An 18776-nucleotide genomic window follows, 5' to 3' on the forward strand; every position below is an offset into this window, starting at 1 on the left:
TAATAAGATTACGTATCCCCCATTCTTCTCAAAAAATTATTTTAGTAAGAGTATAGCGGTGATAACAATGGACATACTTATTAAAGACCTAGATTACGCTGTAGACACTAATTTAAACGTCTATAAAGATATAGATATACTTATCAGAAGAGATGAAGATGGTAGAAAGATAACATTACATAGAGGCAGGAACCTCCTAGAGAAATTCAACTTAAATGAAAAAGATCTAAAAATAATTAACGGAGATAAGAAATGTGCAATACCTGGATTAAGCAATAATCACACCCATATACCTATGACTCTCCTAAGGGGAATAGCAGATGATATGATATTACAAAACTGGTTAAGGGAGAAGATATGGCCTAATGAGGCTAAACTAACAGGGGAGGATGTGTACTATGGGGCGCTACTTGGATGTTTAGAGATGTTAAGATTTGGTGTAACCTCATTTAACGATATGTACTTTTTTCCTGAGGAGATAGTTAGGGCTACTAAGGAGGTAGGTATAAAGGGATCTATAGGCTTTCCCATAATAGACTTTGGCACACCTCAATGTAAGGACTTGGATAAACTTCTAAGTAACTGTGAAAAATTTATAAGAGAATATATTGAAGAGAAGAAGATTAAACCAGTTGTAGCTCCTCACGCTCCTTACACATGTTCAAAGGATACATATATTCGGTGTAAAGAGATATCCCAGGAGTACAACGTCCCTATACATACCCATCTATCTGAAACAAGGTATGAAGTTGTAGAGATGGAGAATAAGATGGGAATGAGGCCTGTGGAGTACCTGGAGAGTATAGGGATTTTGGGAGACAATCTTATAACTGCCCACTGTGTATGGGTTACAAAGGAGGAGGTAAAGAGACTTGGGAAGTATAAGGTAAAGGTAGTCCACTGTCCAGGGAGTAATATGAAACTTGCCAGTGGAGGGGTTATGCCCCTTGTGGAGATGTTAAGAGAGGGTGTATCTCTATCCCTTGGGACAGATGGACCTGCTAGCAACAACAACTTAGATATGTTGGAGGAAATGAAGATCTGTGCACTACTCCATAAGGCACACAGATGGGATCCTAGAGTGGGGGATGTAGATACTGTCCTACGTATGGCATTTAACAGTGAATCTATAGGGTTTGAAAATAGAGATGTGGTGCTTTTAGATCTTACGAGTCCTCATCTTAGGCCTGTACATAATATAAAATCCAATATAGTATATTCTGCAAATGGGAATGACGTAGATACTGTAATTGTAGATGGAGAGGTGCTACTGGAGGATAAAAAATTCCTGAGAATGGACGATAAAGATCTAAGGGATATCTATAGTAAGGTAGATAAGATAGTAAAAAAGTTTGAATAAAACTCTGGTTTTATTAAAATTTATTAAAAAAGGAGAAAAAGATTTAACAAAAATTATTTATTACTAGACAACACCATTGAGAACCTTAATAAGGAATATAATATAATAAGAATAAAACCTAATAAAGAAATTAATACAGGTAAAAAAAACAAAATCTATTTTCACCTCTTCAACTATCCTTAGAACAACAGAAAATGTGTAGAATTTTATTAATTCTTCTTAAGAAATTTACTTTTTTTATTTTTTATTATATTTTTATAAATTTTAAAATTATTATATTCATGGCTACAGTAAAGAGTTAATACGGTAAAAAAGTAAAATCTCACCGTTATACCTTTTGAAGATCCCACATTTAAAAAAACAGAGAGATAGATTTATATGTTAAATTATACTTCATTTTTAGTCAGTTGTTCTCTTTAATTTATTTTTGATTTACAACAGGCTTATGAAAATAAAGAATAATATACAGAAATCATACAGTCCATAAAAATATTTTAATATTAATATCCTATTAAGTTTTTCATCAACACATCCCTTCTAAGGTTAAATTAAAATAATAAAAATTTAATCTTTTGTAATAATCAACTTTTTATAATCTTATATAAAAGTTAAAAACATTAATAGGGATTAAACGGTGAAAATTAAATGAAAGTAGATATGCATGTCCACACTATAAACTCCAGTTGTTCCCTGAATCCCATAAGATTGCTGAAGAAGTTATGCTCAAAGATGGGAATACTCCCTATGATATGTGATCACAACAAACTTACAAAAACAGATTTTGGAATACCTGGAGAGGAGATATCTACAGATAGAGGTGAATTTATAGGCCTATTTTTAAATGAAACTGTAAAAGACAGAGATATCTTTGAGGCCATGGATAAGGTAAAGGAGCAGGGAGGGTTGATATATCTGCCCCATCCATTTGATGAAAAGAGGGTTAGGTCCCTCTGTAGATACAACATACTTAACGATAAAGATTTTAAAAAAAGGGTAGATATTGTAGAGGTCTTTAACAGCAGATGTGAAGACAACAGGCCTAACGAACTGGCCTACGAATACGCCAAAATAAACAACATGCTCATGGGTGTAGGAAGTGATTCCCATTTTCCCTGGGAATTGGGCAACGCATATCTAATAGTTGAAGAATTTGACAGGGATAACCCCAAGGAGTTTTTAAAGGTACTTAAGAAAAACAACAAGAATGGTTTTAAGTATTATGGGAAGTTAGGGAGTCCTGTAAATATGTTATGTAGCAAACTTTCCAAGAGAATAAACAAATCAGGCTCTCTGAGGATCCCAAAGTTGAAGTTTAACAAGGATATGATAAGATACCTGTAAGGAGGAATAACATGGATGTGAATGTGGATAGTTTAGGCACCTGGAGGAGGACACACTATACAAGTGAGATAGATGGAGAGATGGATGGAGAGGAAGTAATAGTAATGGGATGGGTAAATTCCATAAGGAAGTTAGGTAAGTTGGTATTTATAATACTGAGAGACAGGGAGGGGATGATACAGGTAGTCATTCCAAAGCAGAAGGTTCCTGAGGAGGTATTCAAGATAGGAAAATCCCTTGGAAGGGAGGATGTAGTTGCTATTAAGGGTAAGGTGGTGGCAAACGAGAAGGCTCCTGGGGGATGTGAGATAATACCTATAGAGATCAAGGTGCTGAACAGGGCTAAGTCTCCCCTCCCACTGGATCCCTCAGAGAAGGTACCTGCAGATTTAGATACAAGACTTGATAACAGATTTTTGGATCTTAGAAGACCTAAGATAACTGCACTCTTTAAACTAAGATCTGAGATGTTGAGAGTTGTAAGAAACACCTTCTATCAGGAGGGTTTTATAGAGGTTAATACACCGAAACTTGTGGCAAGTGCTACAGAGGGAGGTACAGAACTCTTTCCAATATCCTACTTTGAGAGGGAGGCATTCTTAAGTCAGAGTCCCCAGTTGTACAAACAGATGTTGATGGCTGCAGGCTTTGATAGAGTATTTGAGATAGGACCTATATTTAGGGCTGAGGAGCACAACACAAGGAGACACCTAAACGAGGCGGTATCTATAGACTGTGAGATGTCTTTCTCAGATGATAAGGGTGCCATGGAAATGCTCGAGAAGGTGGTATACAACACCCTTGTTCATTTAAAGGATCACTGTAAGAGGGAAATGGAGGTATTGGATATAGATCTAAAGATACCAGATATTCCATTCCCAAGACTTACATACGACGAGGCTGTTGATATTATAAACGCCAAAGGTGTGGAGATGGAATGGGGAGAGGATCTTTCAAGGGCAGGGGAGAAGGCGTTAGGGGAGTATATGGAGGGGTTCTACTTTATAACTGATTGGCCCAGAGACATTAGGCCCTTCTATACCTTACCAAAGGAGGAAGATCCAAAACTCTGTAAGGCATTCGATCTTATGTATAAAGATCTGGAGATCGCCTCAGGTGCCCAGAGAAACCACATATACGATCTCTTGGTGGATAGTATTAAGAGGATGGGTTTGAATCCTGAGAGTTTCGAGAGTTATCTTCAGGCTTTTAGATACGGGATGCCACCTCATGCAGGTTGGGGGTTAGGTGCAGATAGGTTTATGATGGTGTTGGGGGGACAGAAGAACATCAGGGAGTGTGTTCTCTTCCCAAGGGATAGACATAGACTTACACCTTAAAGTAATAAATATTAAAATAAAAATAATAATCATTATTATAATAAAATTTAGGTGAAAATTATGGTATCTAAAGAGGATATAATAAATGCTCTAAAAAAGGTTATAGACCCTCATATGGGGATAAGTATTGTAGATATGGGGTTGGTAAAGAACGTAGAGATAGACGAGGAGAACAACGTCTCCTTTGAGTTGATACCTACAAACCCTGCATGTATGAGTGTAATGGGAATGGCGTTGGGGGCAAAGGAGGAGGTTAAGAAGATAGATGGGGTAAAGGATGTTAAGGTTGTTGTAAAGGGGCATATAATGGAGGAGGACATTAACAAGATCGTAAATAACAGTAAATGATAACTATTTTTCTTTTTTTAAGGTGGAAGGATGTTTAGTAGGCCCAAGGGGACGAGGGATTTTTTACCTAAGGAGATGAAGAAGAGGAGGATCGTAGAGGAAAAACTTAGGAAGGTTTTTGAGAGTTATAACTTCAAGGAGATACTTACACCTACCTTTGAGAGTTTTCAACTACTGTCTAAGAAGACTGGGGAGGAGATAAGGAGACAACTCTTTGTATTTAAGGATCATGGAGGTAGGGAGATGGGCCTTAGGCCTGAGATCACATCATCTGTTGTTAGACTCTATCTAAATGAACTTAAAAACTACCCTAAACCTTTAAAACTCTACTACTTTGCAAACTGCTTTAGATACGAGAACCCTCAGGCTGGGAGGTACAGGGAGTTTTGGCAGATGGGCTGTGAGTTGATAGGTAGTAAGTATCCCATAGCAGATGGGGAGGTTATAAACCTTGCCATGGACGGCTTAGATGCTGTAGGTTTGGAGTACGAGACTCATATAGGACATTTAGGGGTACTTAAGGGAGTATTTGAGAGGTTTAACATCTCGGAGGAGGAGGAGTTGAATATAAGGAGATTAATAGATAAGGAGGATTACAGGGGACTTGGGGATTACTTGGAGAGTATAGAGACCTCCCAGGAGTTAAAAGATACAGTATTCACCTTATTGAAATTTAAGGGAGATAGGGAGATACTGGGAGAGGTAAAGGAGGTATTAAAAGACTATCCTCTATCACTCCAGGCTTTAGAGAACTTAGAGGAGATACTAGAGTTTGTAAAGAAGGAGGATGTAGTTATAAATTTCGGGATAGCGAGGGGATTGGATTACTACACAGGTATGGTATTTGAGATATACGGGAAGAGGGAGGGGGCTAAGCAGGTATGTGGTGGGGGTAGATACGACAACCTCATAGAACTCTTTGGAGGGGAGCCTACACCTGCAGTTGGTTTTGCCTATGGGTTTGACAGGATAATGTTGAATATCCCTGATTTTGAGGTAGAGGAGGAGGTTATACTGATAGTACCTGTTAAGAAGGATAGGGGTTTATTGAAGAGATCTTTACAGATTGCAGATGAACTTAGGAGAAAGGGGAAGGTTGTAGAGGTAGATCTGATGAACAGGAGGTTGAACAAGGCACTTAACTACGCCAACGCCCTTGGGATTAAAAAGGTTGTAATTGTGGGTGAGAGGGAGTTGGAGAAGGGGATGGTGTTAGTAAGAGATATGAGAACTGGAGAACAGGTAGGTGTAAAGTTGGAGGAGTTAGGAGAGTTTGTTTAACAGAACAATAGTAGATGTTAGTTCCTATCTAAAAATTCTGAATAAAATAAAAAATAATAATATATTTATAAAAAATTAATGAGAAACTGTTTTTAAAATAAAATACCTCTATATATTTCAAAATCGATTTTACTTTCTACTCTCCTAGTTATTGAGGAAGGAATATAATCCTCCCACCATGATTAACACTATCCTTTAACTACAACGGTAAATATTATTTATATCATGGTAGAATTTTCTAATCTTATCTTATGTTCAAGAAAAAACATTTTAGAGATAGATATAGTTAATAACTCACTTCCTTTTTTATGTGTTTAGTTAATGTTTTTTCAATTAAAATTTAATCTAATAATAATATCAATAAAAAAGAGTTAGTGCTAATAAATAAAATTGTTTATATCTCTTTGGGATATCTTGAGCACTAGAAAAGCAAAGTATGATTTTTATCAACCCTTCTTCTTAGGATATTTTATTTTTCTTTATTTTATTACTTTTTGTTTTTATTACATTCTGTTTTTTACTATTACTATTAAGTTGAGAATTTTTAATTACTATATTATTATTTTAATGAAATTAAGATTATTAATATTATTTTTAAAAATAAAATAAAAATTAAAAAATTATAACTCCTATTTTCTTATTAGAATTCCTCGACATCTAGAAAGCGTCAATTTTTTGCTGGCCATGATTTTTACATGATAATAGAGCCAATAAAATCTTTCTAAGTAAAAAAAAAAGGATTAGCAAGTTTATCTCCATATATCCCAGATATTCCAGAAAGAACATGGTGATTTATTTTCACCTATGGTTTACTCCTTTATAAATTATTGAAATTTTTATTTTTATTAAAAGTTTTTGAATATTATTTTTAAACATCAATCACTTAAGATATATCGACAACACTTTTAAGGTTAAAGTTATGATCCATATTAAGGATGAAATAGGAGTACTAGGAATAGATGATGGGCCCTTCAGTAAGGAGAGTAAAGAGGTACTCCTAATAGGTACCTACTACAGGGGTAATAGAATATTGGATGGTGTTTATTTTAAAAGAATTGAAAAGGACGGTATGGATTCTACAGAAAAGATCGTTGAGATTGTAAAGGGAAAGCATGAAAAAAAGATAAATGTAATATTTTTAGATGGTATAACCTTTGGAGGCTTTAATATTGCAGATATTCACAAGATATATGAGAAAACTAATATTCCAGTGGTTGCTGTAATGAACAACCTGCCAGACTATGAAAAAATAGAGAGGGCTCTGATGAAATACTTTAAAGACTATGAAAGCAGGATATCTATATTACGTTCCTTACCAAAGCCTGAAAAATTTGATGATATATATCTCCAGTACGTAGGAATAGAGAGAAAAACCTTAGAGTTGATTATTAAAAAAACGAGATTGAAAAGTAAAGTTCCTGAATGTTTAAGGGTGTCTCATCTCATAGGGAGAGGTTTTCTCTACCTTTAAAACTACAATCCCAGTAGTAAAGATTTTATATCTAGGTTGTGAGTATAGGCATCCTCTCCATGTCCAGGTAGTATTTTAGATATACCTCTCTCCTCAATTATCCTCTGGAGTTTTAAAATTGAAGATTTTAACTCTTCTAAGTTTCCAGTGGGAAAATCCCACCTACCTACACCATGGGCAAATAGGGTATCTCCAGTTATCAGATAGTTGCCACATATTAAAGATATACTGCCTTTGGTATGGCCAGGAGTTTCTACAACCTCGATATTGCACCTCCTTAACTCCTCTAAAACCTCCTCTAAGGGTATAACCTCCCTTGGAGGAACCATCTTACTGTTGAAGAGTGGAGCAAGTGTAATATCACTACCTCTCCTTAAGACCTCTACCTCTGCATTATGAATTATAACAGGTACATGGAAGTGATCCTCGTAGAGATAATCTCCTCCTGTATGATCGTAGTGGCAATGGGTGTTTATTATAAAGTCTATATCCTTTACAATACTTTCCATTTCTTCTAAGGTAGAAAGGAAGCCCTCTGGCATTCCAGGATCTACGAGAATATTTCTTTTACCTACTATAAGGTATTTGTTGCACTCGTATCCTTTTCCCTCTATTTTGTATATTTTCATGTTATCTCTTTTATTATTTTTAATTAGTAGATTTATAGATAAAAATAATAATTATAATAATAAAAATATGATAAATAAAAATTATTATTGACTCCGGAATTCTCTAACGATTATAAAAGGGTTTAAAAATATGTATTTACTTAATCCCTAACAATTACAAACCTTCCCGCTGAGGAGTGCCTGGGATGTGCAGATATCCCTAATTCTTTTAGATACTTATAGGTATAGGTATCCCTTCCATGGATAAAAACCTCTCCTAAATCCTCTGGAGTGTTTATATCTATTGAGATGTAAAAAGAAGAATAGATGTATAATTTTACCTTATTTCTTCTACATAGTTCACAATGTTTTAAAAAACTAAAACCTTCATAAGATGGTTTTATAACATCTTTAGGGTTTAAAATTAGTAGATTTGTTCCTCCTCCTCTTGATGGACATATAAGTACAGATCTCTTCCTATTCTCCACCTTTTCTATCAATCTACTAATATCCTCTTTCCTAATAAGAGGCACATCTGCAGGTACTATCGCTACTGTATCATCTTCTATCCTCCCAATGGCGTATTGGAGAGCATCGTTGAGGTCTTTGGTATCATTTTCTAATATCGGTATAATTCCCAACTCCCTTGAAAATGAGAGTATATCCTTATCTTTACTTACAACGTAGATACTATTACAGGCATTTTTCAACCCAGTGTAAACATCCAAGAGCATGTTTTTTATAAGATTTTCTCTCTCATCAGGTGTTAAAATATCCTTTAATCGTGATTTTGCAGATTTTAAAGGTGAGACAGGGATTACTACTGAAGACATCTTCTCACATTACCTACTGTTGGTAATTAGAAAGGTGTATTATGTTAAAAAACTTTAAATATTCTAAATAAAATATAAACTTCTTTTGACAACATTGAGGTGAGAAGGATGTTAAATGAACCAATAATAGAGATAGCCACAAAGGATCCAGTTACAATTACTCCAGATACTCCAATATCCAAGGCCATAGGGATAATGGAAAAGCACCACTTCCACAATCTGATAGTATTAGATGAAGAAGGAAATATATACCTAGTCACTATGCACGATCTACTGTTAGCATCATCTATAAACGAAAATGTAGAGACCCTAATGTTCAAACCACACTGTGTAAATCAGAACACTCCTGTAATAGATGCTATATGTGAGATAATAGACAGTGGTCAAAGAGCGGCACCAGTGGTAGATGACGAAGAAAAATTGGTGGGTATCGTTACAGATTACGATATAATGAGTAGGGTAGGTAGATCTGAACTCTTAAAAGATGTTAAAATAACCAAGGTAATGACTAGAGATCCTATAACTATATATGAGTATGAGAGTATAGGTAAGGCTAGGAGTTTAATGAGGAAACATAACATAGGTAGGTTGATAGTACTGGATAGAGACGGTAAGCCTGTAGGGATGGTTACAGAGGACGATATACTGAGGAAGATATACAAACCTAAAAGGAGAATGACACTAGGGGAGGTAGTGGGAGAGAAGATTCCAAGAATGTCTCAGCCTGTTTCCCTTATTATGAGTACTCCTCTAATAACTGCAGATATTGACTCCACCATCCCAGAGGTTGCCAGAATCATGGAGAAGTACGATATAAGGGGAGTTCCCATCATGAAAAAGGGAATATTGAAGGGGATAGTTACAAGAGTAGACATAATGAAATATATCAGGGAACTGAGAAAGGAGAGGGTTGTAGAGGTGGAGATCTACGGTGAATTTGATGAGGATATGAAGGAACTGGCAGAGAGAATACTGATGACAGAGGTTAAGAAGATAGTTAAGTACTCTGGAAAACTTCACTGGATAAAGATAGCAGTAAAGAAGGAGCATGACAAAGGAGGAGTGCCCTACTATCATGTTAAGGTATACGTTAAGACTCCTAGAAAACTCTATGTAGGAGAGGGACGTCCCAAGTTGTCCACCAGTAAGAGAATGGAGATGGAGGAAGAGGATATCATATTAGTAACGGAAAAACAGAGATGGGACTTTATCGAAGTATTGAAGGATGCCTTAGATTCAGTTCTGAAACAGATAGAGATAGATAAGGAGAGAGAACATCCTAAACATGCGAAAAGGATTATAGAAGAATAAATTATTTTTTATTTTTTAATAGATTTATTAATTCTACTTAAGTCTTGGTCATAAAAATTCTAAGATATTTAACAACGTGTATGTTTTATGAAACATCCATGGCTGGGATCTCTTATTAAATCACTACTTAAGTCTCTGAAAAAATATTTCATACTTCTATTATCATATATTATTATAAAAATAATAACGATAAAAAATAGTAAAATAGTTAAAAAGTAGATTTAAAAAACAAAAAATATACAAATATATTTATCTTCTACTTCTGAATATTGAAGGAAAGGGGCGATTTTCTAAATATAATTATATTACTCTAGTTCCCATCATAAGAATAGTTTAAAGGATAATAAAAAATATATACCTTAATTCCCATCAAAGTAATGATTTAAATAATAAAAAATAATAAAAACTGAAAAAATATTAAAATATTATTAAAATATAATACTTTTAACAAAATTAATAATAGCAACTGTTAAGAAGGATCTGCTCCACTTCTCCATAGTGTCTTAGAGCGTCCCAGGAGGAGATTATTTATCTCTTATTTTGATTTTAATACCATCTTTTTATACTTTTATTATAATTATTATTCTTATCAGAATTTTTTTGATGGGAATTAGGGTAAATATATTATAAAAATAATAAAAAGAATTTAAAATAAAAACTTCTATTATCCTAGATATAACATTTTAAAAATAATATTAAAGGAGAATGATCCTCTGTATATCTTTTAATACAAGAATTCAGAGTAAGATCTCCTATCTTATCTAAAGATTCGGAAAGATCCTAAGGGTATTTAATAGTTTTTATTTTTATATAGATTTTATACTGATTATTTTAATCATGATTTTTATTATTATAACAATTATTATTATTTTTCATTTTTTCATTGTTCTTTTAATCACTACTGATGGGAACTAAGGTAATTATATTATTATTTATTTTGATCTATTTATTCTCATCAGGGTTTTTATTTTTTAATTTTACCTCTTATCATTTACCATTAATTTTAATTATTAAATTTTTTATTATAACTCTTCTGACATCCACACATATTTAGCAACAAAAACTATATAAAATTAAATAATTATAAAAATTTAATAATACTGATATCACTTATTTTGGAAGGGTAATAACATGGTCGATATGGATAGAATTAGTGTATCTCTACCTACAAAACTACTGGAAGAGTTCGATAAGGTAATATCTGAAAGGGGCTACGCATGTAGAAGTGAGGCAATAAGAGACGCCATAAGGGATTACATTGTTAAGCATAAGTGGATACGTAGTTTAGAGGGGGAAAGGATAGGCAATATATCTATTATATATAGCCATCACTCTCCTGAATTGATGAAGAAATTAACAACTATCCAGCATTCCTATACAGATCTAATTATAGCAACCCTCCATATGCATTTAGATCATGAACACTGTATGGAGGTAATCCTTGTAAGGGGGGATGCAAAGAGAATAAAGGAACTTACAGACAAATTGGCATCTCAAAAGGGAGTTAAATATGTTAAATTGACAGTAATGGCGCCTGGTGGCAAAATCCCTGAGTAAATTATTCCACAACCTCAAAACCTCTACTTTCTAACTCTTTTCTCTTTTTCTTTATAGTTTTTACAACCTTCTCCTCATCCTCTATCGCTATAAAGTTCAAGGTATGTTTTGTATCCCTATAGAAGGGAGGTTTCTCAATATTTAGATTCCCATCTACGTACTTTACAAGAGATTCATTTAAAAATAAACTGTATCCCTTTTTAACTAACTCTATACCTTGAATGGGATCCTTGACAACTTTCCTTACCCTAAAATATATACCTCTACTTTTCAACACATTCCACAGGATCCTCTGAGGAGAGTACCTTACCCCTATTAAGTTCTTTACATCGAATTTATCTCTGTACACCATTACCATATAGTCGTATACCACAGGTATAGGATCTCCTAACCTATAACTCCAGTAGGGATCGTCTATACCGAGGATTTTTACCATTCCCATCCTGTAGAGTTTTAGGATGTTGTCAAATGAGGATATTATTATATTGTCGAACAGCATCCTACCTATCTCACTAGATATAAACCCGCAGGCTATAAAGGAGGTTTCTCCCATCCTTCTCTTTATTCTCTGATAGTACTCAAGGATCTCCTGTCCCTCCTCAGTAACAACAGTTCCAGAGGTTGAAGATTGGATAATCTTTATTCCTAACTTCTTCTCAAGTCTTTTTATCTGGATATTCACTGAAGAGGTAGGTATATTGAGTATTTTGGCAACTTTGTTCTGGGATTTTGTTTTTAGGAGTAGTTCTATTATTTTTATCTGATTTTCAGTTATCTCCTTTCCTCTGTATTTTATGTTTATCTTACTGGAGAGATCCATGTTATCTTTAAGTTCGATTATTTGCTATAGCCTGGTTTTTATTAAAGTAATAGTTAAAAATAAAAAATATAATAAAAAGTATTATTATCAAAAAAATTATTTTAACACTAAAAAGAATGATTCTTAGAGGAGTTTTTCCGATTTATTTTTTCATTTTTTTAGGTAAGTATCCAAAGAATCTCTCTGGATATAACATCGTTTTTTATTATTTTTTAATTAGTAATAATAGTTTTTTTAAATATCATTCTTATATGCCCTACCTTTCCATGGATGAGTCGTATCCCTCTACCAGTATTTTAACAATACGCTCTCCACTTTTACCATCTCCAAAGGGATTTCTCCAGTTCCTACTTCTCCTAAGCATAGTATCTACTGCCTCTAAAATGTCTCCCTTCTCCACATCTACCAATATATTACTTCCAACTTCCAAGGTTTCTGGGCGCTCTGTATTCTTCCTTAAGGTGATACAGGGAACCTTCAATATACATGCCTCCTCCTGTACCCCTCCACTGTCTGTTAATATCAACTTGGCGTACTTCTCCAGGATGAGGAATTTAAAGTACCCTATTGGTTCAAGTATCTTTATATTACTATTTTTTAACTTATCCCAAAGGCAGTATTTCTTTAACTTATTTTCTGTCCTTGGATGGGCTGGAAATACAACAGTCTTGTCGTAGTACTCTGCCACTTTAAGTATCCCCTCTACTATACTCTTCAACCTCCTCCTGTTATCTGTATTCTCCGCCCTATGGATGGTAAGTAAAAAGTAATCCCTATCTCTAACTATATCTAACATCTCTTCCTCAAAGATCTCCTCCTTTCTCCTTTCTGCAATTTCAATATTCTGAAGTGTAGCATCTACTATGGTGTTCCCAACGAGAAAAACATTCTCCCTTATACCTTCTCTTCTAAGATTCTCCTCTGCAACCTTTGTAGGTACAAAGAGGTAGTTAGATATATGATCTGTTAAAACCCTGTTTATCTCCTCTGGCATACCTCTGTCGTAACTCCTCAGTCCTGCCTCAACATGGGCAACTTTTATTCCCAACTTCGAAGATGCAAGGGCTCCCGCAAGGGTGGAATTTGTATCTCCCTGGACAACTACTATATCAGGTTTTTCTCTTATTAAAACCCTTTCTATCCCTTCAAGCATCCTCCCTGTCTGTTTCCCATGGGAGGCAGATCCTACTCCTAAGTTGTACTTAGGTTCTGGAAGGTTTAACTCCTTAAAAAAGATACGATCTAAGTTTTCAGAGTAGTGTTGATTGGTGTGTATAATAAAGTATTCGATATCGTTGTTTTTAAATTCCTCTAACTTTCTTATTATAGGAGATAATTTTATTATCTCGGGACGGGTTCCAAGGACTATCCCAACTTTCATTTAGAACACCAATAAGGGTATTACAAATTTTATATTAAACTTATAAAATAACTAGCATATAAAGGAGAAGGAATCTCTATGTTGGGAGTTGGATCTATTTTTTCCTATTTCCTTATTTTTACCTAAACTGAGGTTATTGATAAATTTTTAATCATTATTTTTATTTTAATTTAATTTATATTAATGTTAAAAAATATTATTATAAACCTTAGGTCCCATCAAAAGGATAGTTTAAAGAATAATAAAAATAATTATAAAAATAAAAAATAAAAAAATGTTTAAAATAAAACTTCTATAACCCAGATATAACATTTTAAAAAGAAGATTGAAGGAGAAAAATCTTCATAATAAAATTAATGATAGCAGACTGTTAAGAAGGATCTCCTCCACTTCCCTAGTACCTTAGAACATCTCAGGAGATTATCTTTTATTCTATTTTAATACCTTCTTTTATTATTTTTATTATAGTTATTATTCTTATCAGAATTTCTTTTGATGGGAATTAAGATTATTATAATTATAATTTACTTTTTATATAATCCACCACCTCCTCTATCTTAACCCTCTCCTGTTCCCTACTGTTTCTATACCTAACTGTAACTGTTCCATCCTCTAAGGTTTGACCGTCAACTGTAATACAGAATGGTGTTCCTATCTCATCCATCCTCATATATCTTCTACCAATTGCTCCCTTGTCGTCGTACTGGGCAACTATACCTTCTTTTCTAAGAATCTCCTTTATACTCTTGGCGATCTCAGGTAGTCTATCCCTATTTACCAGTGGGAATACTCCAACCTTAACAGGTGCTACCTTAGGTTTCAGATCTAAATATACTCTATCTTCCTCTTCTCTATAAGAGTGCTCGAGGAGACAGTAGAGTATCCTATCTATACCGTAAGATGGTTCAATTACATGGGGCAGGATCTTCTCCCCCCTTATCTTTTTAACAACCTTTTTTACCTTTACATAACTCTCCAGTATCTCAAACTCCTTAACCTCTCCATCTTTTTCTACCCTCAATATATATTTCCCCTTCTCCTTTAACTCCTCTACCATCCTCTCCATCTCTTCGATATCCATCTCCTTCAATCTCTCCTCTACAAGTTTTAAATCCCTCTTAAATATCCTTCCAACCTCCTTATAGTTCAACTCTACCTCGTAGGTTTCAACCTCCTTAGGTTCATCGTATTCAACGAATATTCTAAGATCTACACCACTGTGGTTCATATGAGCCCTTAGATCGTAATCTGTCCTATCTGCAATACCTACGCACTCTATCCATCCAAATCTCTCTGTATATATCTCTGCATCCCAACAGTCAATTGCATAGTGGGCCATCTCATCTGGTAGGTGTTGTCTAAATCTCAACTTATCTTCGTCTATCCCTATATCTATAAGAAACTTCTTGGTAAGAACTATAAAGTACCCTATAGCCTCATGTCTAACTATCCCCCTCCTAACAGCCTCCCCTATGGTTATCTTTATTACCTTCTCCTCTGGATCTATAGATCTATCCATCTGCCTATCTGCCGGAAGTAGTGGAATAACCTCATCCTCCACCTCTTTAAATCTCTCATGGGTCTTCTCCTTAGGGTGGACGAAGAACTCCCCCTCAGCCTGGTTAAACTCCCTCAACCTTATAACTCCCTGCCTCGGTGATATCTCGTTTCTATACGCCCTCCCGATCTGTGCCACTCCAAAGGGTAGTTTATTCCTAAAGAACCCTGCCAACCTCCTAAACTGTATGAATATTCCCTGGGCAGTTTCTGGCCTCATATACCCAGTTCTCTTGCCCCCTGGCCCTATAGATGTTACAAACATAAGGTTGTACCTCTTTACCTCCCCCAACTCACCACCACATTTTGGACACCTTACATTATATTTCTTTATAAGTTCCTCCAACTCCTTTAGAGATCTTCCCTCTGTATCTACAGATACACACTCCTCAATAAGATGATCTGCCCTGTACGACTCTAAACACTCCTTACACTCCACAATTGGATCTGTGAAGTTATCCACATGCCCTGACGCCTTTAAAACCTCGTAAGGTGTTATAGTTGGAGAGTCTATCTCGTAGAACTCCTCCCTTACAACGTAGTACTCCCTCCAGATGTTTATAATATTATTTTTAAGCATAGTACCTAAAGGACCGTAATCTACAAAACCTGCAATTCCCCCGTATATCTCAAAGGAACTCCAGAGATAACCTCTTCTTTTAGCTAGATCCATTACCTTCTCATACTTGTCTCTCTTCATGGCATCACCTAGGTATTGATCTTTTGAGTTTTAGATGAATCAAATATATTAATCTACACTATCAATTGTCGAAAATACATTTTAAACTTTTAATAAAAATAATAGATAATAATAAATAAAAAAGTCCTAAAAAAAGAGTTGACAAAATCCTACACTTTCTCGATTGGATATTTAATCCTATAATATCAAAAATATCGACAATCTAAGATTTTTATTTTTTTATTAGATTATAATTATTATTATCTATTATTTTTTATCGAGGTCCTTCTATACTGTTCTAATAAATATTTTTATCCAGGATTATAAATAAACAAAGATAAAATAAAAAAGGAGAGTTATTCCCTCTTTTTATCCTTGTCTTCCCTTATAATAACTAACTCCTCTACCTGTATGATAACGTTCTTGAGTATTATTCTTACATTGGAGGGCAACCCCATAAATCCGCCTGGGAGGGATATAGTAGGAACTGTTATCTCTCCTTCAGATGGCATAGGTGTTACGTATTCCACTCCTATCCCTTCAGATTCCTCCATACTAGCCTCTACAGGTCTCTCTAATTCTACCCCTGTGGCTTCCTCTACTCTGACTTCCTCCTCTTCTACAACCTCCTCTGAAATTGCCCCCCAGTTCTCCACTACAGGGTGGTTCTTCTCCTTCAAAAACTTCTGGAGTTCATCTATATTGGATATATCCTCCTCAGTTGCTATCTTGTCCCTTAGATCTTCAGGTATGGCATCAACTACCTTCTCCTTGAGATCCTTAGGTAGCCACACCACCCTCTTCCATCCTCCATCTGCCTGGAGGAACTTAGGAGATTTCATATAGGCTATACTTATACCACAGAAGCCCTCAACCTGTTGCCCTCCACTACACTGTCCTGCCAATCCTGAGAATGGAACCCCTATTGGAGTCTCTCCCTTGTAGGACCTATGTACTATACCAAAACCATTAACCTCTGGGATGTAAAAGGCTATAGCCTCGAAGCAACCACAGGAGGTACAAGGTTTATCTAAGGCACTGTGTAGGGCAACAGATTCTATAGCCCCCTGGGATCTGCTATACACTGTCTCATTAACTCCCTCGTAAATACCCTTTACATCGTCGAGACACTCCCCTTTAGATATCTCGAATATAGGCCCCTCTGGATCTATCTTGGCGGCAGCCCTTGCATCTAAGTAGTTTATACCTCCACAGAGTGCAGGTCTATCTGGAGTTATAACACATACGTGGGTAGGTGCGAAACTCTGGCACATTATACATCCGTAGAATACATCTACATCCTCCTCGTGGAGGCTCCTCGTCCTCTCATCCCTTTTGGCGTATATTTCCCTAGCCCTCTCCAACTCCTCCTTAACCTTCTCTGGATCTGTTATAATCTTAACATCAACATGTTTAATAAAGGGAAACTCCCCCTTGAACATCTCCTTTAAAACCTCTCCTATGTGTTTCAATCTCAATCCCTTCTCGAAGGCATCCTTACTAATCCTAATCCAGATGTTATCCCTCTGGTTTAGATGCATAACCCCCTCTATGTAGTTGAAGAACTCATGGACCCTTCTCTCCAATACCCCCTCTAAGTCCTCCTCCAGTCCATCCCCACTGACATTTACTATCACTGCAAAAGGTACTCTACTTCCCTCCTCTATCTTGTCTAAGTCATCCCCTATAACCTCCACCTTATCAGAGGCGCCATCTACAACCTTAACCAGTTCAAAACCGTAGGATTTAGGTCCCGCCAATTCTACATACATATCAGGTTTTCTTATCCTCTCCCCCTCATTCATTGGACCTACTGACACAGGAACGTCCATCTCTTTCACCTAATATATTTATCATTATCAATCATTATAATTAAATTAGAGGTATATCTAAATTTTACCCTATTTATATCTTATTGTGAAAAATATGAAATATCGTAATAACGATATATTTATGTAAAAAATAGCAAAAAATTATAACAAATAAAAAAATGTGGAAATATGAGTAGAATAACCTATGAAATCTTAGAGTTGGCATACGCCATTAAAAGACAGAAGACCGTAATATACAGCATAAGTATATTGTTCTTAATATCCTTTGTAGTCTCCTATATACTGATTTTAAATAGTCCTGGAATTCAAAATTTTGGAAATGAGATGTTGACAAAGTTTTTAACCTCTCTCAATTTAAAGAATATTGAAAATATGGAGGTAGGAGAACTTTTCTTTTTAATAATTATAAATAATATCTTCGTAAATATATTAAACTATATTCTCAATATATTTTCAACGTTAATTATAGTATTCAACGCCTTCATCTTGGCATACGTCCTATCGATAAGTAATCCATTGATATTTATACTCCTTATATGTCCCCATGGCATCGTAGAAATCCCTGCTTTGATATTAGGAAGTAGTGCAGGTGTTGTCCTCTTTATGTCCTTTGTAAATAGGTTGAAGGGTAATAAATTTGAGGCTAATGATCAGTTTTGGGATTCTCTAAGATTGCTCTTTGTTTCAATAGTACTATTTACAGTGGCAGCATTTATTGAAAGTTTTATCACCTTTGGAATCAAATCTTTACTTTTACAATATATTTCTTAAAATAAAAACTGTATTAAAAATAAATAATAATTATAATAAAATAAAACTAAAATCTTTATTAACAATATTTTTAGATCTCTTCCCATGATAAAAATGATTATAGATGTAAAAATTAATTAAATTAAAAACAGAAAATATTTAAATACCGTCCATCTCGAATTTTCATGAAAACTAAAGAAGGAACTACCTAAACCTTATTAATAACATTATTAATTATTATTGTTTTTGATTGGAATTAAGATTTTTAATTATCCCTAGACAAGAATTAGGTTCTTATTAAAATTTT

The 18776-nt window shown here is 34.8% G+C and carries 15 protein-coding genes; 9 read left to right on the forward strand and 6 right to left on the reverse strand.

Annotated elements, in window-relative coordinates:
- The first annotated feature begins 67 nt into the window (after nt 1-67).
- From CFE53_RS00220 to CFE53_RS00245, 6 genes are all read left to right on the forward strand, one after another.
- Nucleotides 68-1360 carry an amidohydrolase gene (locus tag CFE53_RS00220; protein WP_148119904.1) on the forward strand — a complete coding sequence of 431 codons (1293 nt, stop codon included), beginning with the start codon at nt 68-70 and terminating at the stop codon, nt 1358-1360.
- Between the two features lie 645 nt (nt 1361-2005).
- Nucleotides 2006-2701: a PHP domain-containing protein gene (locus CFE53_RS00225; RefSeq protein WP_148119905.1), complete on the forward strand. Its 696-nt coding sequence runs from the start codon at nt 2006-2008 to the stop codon at nt 2699-2701.
- 11 nt (nt 2702-2712) lie between these two features.
- The gene (gene aspS, locus CFE53_RS00230; protein ID WP_148119906.1) at nt 2713-4041 is read left to right on the forward strand and encodes an aspartate--tRNA(Asn) ligase; all 1329 of its coding nucleotides are present in this window, start codon (nt 2713-2715) and stop codon (nt 4039-4041) included.
- 60 nt (nt 4042-4101) lie between these two features.
- Nucleotides 4102-4389 (forward strand): metal-sulfur cluster assembly factor, encoded by a 288-nt coding sequence (locus tag CFE53_RS00235; protein WP_148119907.1) that lies wholly within the window; start codon nt 4102-4104, stop codon nt 4387-4389.
- 30 nt (nt 4390-4419) lie between these two features.
- Nucleotides 4420-5670, forward strand: a complete 1251-nt coding sequence (gene hisS, locus CFE53_RS00240; protein WP_148119908.1) for a histidine--tRNA ligase — start codon at nt 4420-4422, stop codon at nt 5668-5670.
- Between the two features lie 919 nt (nt 5671-6589).
- Nucleotides 6590-7141, forward strand: coding sequence for a DUF99 family protein (locus tag CFE53_RS00245; RefSeq protein ID WP_172456333.1), 552 nt, complete (start codon nt 6590-6592; stop codon nt 7139-7141).
- A 2-nt stretch (nt 7142-7143) separates the two neighbouring features.
- Here the strand turns inward: CFE53_RS00245 and CFE53_RS00250 are convergent, their stop codons facing one another.
- Both CFE53_RS00250 and cofC read right to left on the reverse strand, forming a co-directional pair.
- Nucleotides 7144-7770, reverse strand: coding sequence for an MBL fold metallo-hydrolase (locus CFE53_RS00250; protein ID WP_148119909.1), 627 nt, complete (start codon nt 7768-7770; stop codon nt 7144-7146).
- 140 nt (nt 7771-7910) lie between these two features.
- Nucleotides 7911-8582: a 2-phospho-L-lactate guanylyltransferase gene (cofC, locus tag CFE53_RS00255; RefSeq protein WP_148119910.1), complete on the reverse strand. Its 672-nt coding sequence runs from the start codon at nt 8580-8582 to the stop codon at nt 7911-7913.
- Nucleotides 8583-8690: 108 nt separating this feature from the next.
- On the opposite strand from cofC, the gene CFE53_RS00260 reads away from it, so the two are divergent.
- Entirely contained in the window at nt 8691-9893 is a 1203-nt protein-coding gene (locus CFE53_RS00260) for a CBS domain-containing protein (protein WP_148119911.1), read from the forward strand.
- Between the two features lie 1131 nt (nt 9894-11024).
- Nucleotides 11025-11450 (forward strand): nickel-responsive transcriptional regulator NikR, encoded by a 426-nt coding sequence (nikR, locus tag CFE53_RS00265; protein ID WP_148119912.1) that lies wholly within the window; start codon nt 11025-11027, stop codon nt 11448-11450.
- 1 nt (nt 11451) lies between these two features.
- On the opposite strand, the gene CFE53_RS00270 is transcribed toward nikR, so the two are convergent.
- From CFE53_RS00270 to cdhC, 4 genes are all read right to left on the reverse strand, one after another.
- Nucleotides 11452-12270 (reverse strand): LysR family transcriptional regulator, encoded by an 819-nt coding sequence (locus tag CFE53_RS00270; protein WP_148119913.1) that lies wholly within the window; start codon nt 12268-12270, stop codon nt 11452-11454.
- Between the two features lie 256 nt (nt 12271-12526).
- Nucleotides 12527-13651, reverse strand: coding sequence for a non-hydrolyzing UDP-N-acetylglucosamine 2-epimerase (gene wecB / locus CFE53_RS00275; RefSeq protein WP_148119914.1), 1125 nt, complete (start codon nt 13649-13651; stop codon nt 12527-12529).
- Nucleotides 13652-14168: 517 nt separating this feature from the next.
- Nucleotides 14169-15908 (reverse strand): glycine--tRNA ligase, encoded by a 1740-nt coding sequence (glyS, locus tag CFE53_RS00280; protein WP_148119915.1) that lies wholly within the window; start codon nt 15906-15908, stop codon nt 14169-14171.
- Nucleotides 15909-16243: 335 nt separating this feature from the next.
- Nucleotides 16244-17719 carry a CO dehydrogenase/CO-methylating acetyl-CoA synthase complex subunit beta gene (gene cdhC, locus CFE53_RS00285; RefSeq protein WP_148119916.1) on the reverse strand — a complete coding sequence of 492 codons (1476 nt, stop codon included), beginning with the start codon at nt 17717-17719 and terminating at the stop codon, nt 16244-16246.
- A gap of 168 nt (nt 17720-17887) precedes the next feature.
- Here cdhC and CFE53_RS00290 point away from each other — a divergent pair, with 168 nt between their 5' ends.
- Complete coding sequence (locus CFE53_RS00290) at nt 17888-18490, forward strand: stage II sporulation protein M (protein WP_148119917.1); 603 nt, start codon at nt 17888-17890, stop codon at nt 18488-18490.
- Nucleotides 18491-18776 lie beyond the last annotated feature (286 nt).

It is taken from the genome of Methanofervidicoccus sp. A16, assembly GCF_003351865.1.
Taxonomy (GTDB): domain Archaea; phylum AGJL01; class Methanococci; order Methanococcales; family Methanococcaceae; genus Methanofervidicoccus.

Bases quoted from the DNA above. Each gene is read 5' to 3' on its own strand.
- CFE53_RS00220 (WP_148119904.1), top strand. From the start codon at position 68: ATGGACATACTTATTAAAGACCTAGATTACGCTGTAGACACTAATTTA.
- CFE53_RS00225 (WP_148119905.1), top strand. From the start codon at position 2,006: ATGAAAGTAGATATGCATGTCCACACTATAAACTCCAGTTGTTCCCTG.
- aspS (WP_148119906.1), top strand. From the start codon at position 2,713: ATGGATGTGAATGTGGATAGTTTAGGCACCTGGAGGAGGACACACTAT.
- CFE53_RS00235 (WP_148119907.1), top strand. From the start codon at position 4,102: ATGGTATCTAAAGAGGATATAATAAATGCTCTAAAAAAGGTTATAGAC.
- hisS (WP_148119908.1), top strand. From the start codon at position 4,420: ATGTTTAGTAGGCCCAAGGGGACGAGGGATTTTTTACCTAAGGAGATG.
- CFE53_RS00245 (WP_172456333.1), top strand. From the start codon at position 6,590: ATGATCCATATTAAGGATGAAATAGGAGTACTAGGAATAGATGATGGG.
- CFE53_RS00250 (WP_148119909.1), bottom strand. From the start codon at position 7,770: ATGAAAATATACAAAATAGAGGGAAAAGGATACGAGTGCAACAAATAC.
- cofC (WP_148119910.1), bottom strand. From the start codon at position 8,582: ATGTCTTCAGTAGTAATCCCTGTCTCACCTTTAAAATCTGCAAAATCA.
- CFE53_RS00260 (WP_148119911.1), top strand. From the start codon at position 8,691: ATGTTAAATGAACCAATAATAGAGATAGCCACAAAGGATCCAGTTACA.
- nikR (WP_148119912.1), top strand. From the start codon at position 11,025: ATGGTCGATATGGATAGAATTAGTGTATCTCTACCTACAAAACTACTG.
- CFE53_RS00270 (WP_148119913.1), bottom strand. From the start codon at position 12,270: ATGGATCTCTCCAGTAAGATAAACATAAAATACAGAGGAAAGGAGATA.
- wecB (WP_148119914.1), bottom strand. From the start codon at position 13,651: ATGAAAGTTGGGATAGTCCTTGGAACCCGTCCCGAGATAATAAAATTA.
- glyS (WP_148119915.1), bottom strand. From the start codon at position 15,908: ATGAAGAGAGACAAGTATGAGAAGGTAATGGATCTAGCTAAAAGAAGA.
- cdhC (WP_148119916.1), bottom strand. From the start codon at position 17,719: ATGGACGTTCCTGTGTCAGTAGGTCCAATGAATGAGGGGGAGAGGATA.
- CFE53_RS00290 (WP_148119917.1), top strand. From the start codon at position 17,888: ATGAGTAGAATAACCTATGAAATCTTAGAGTTGGCATACGCCATTAAA.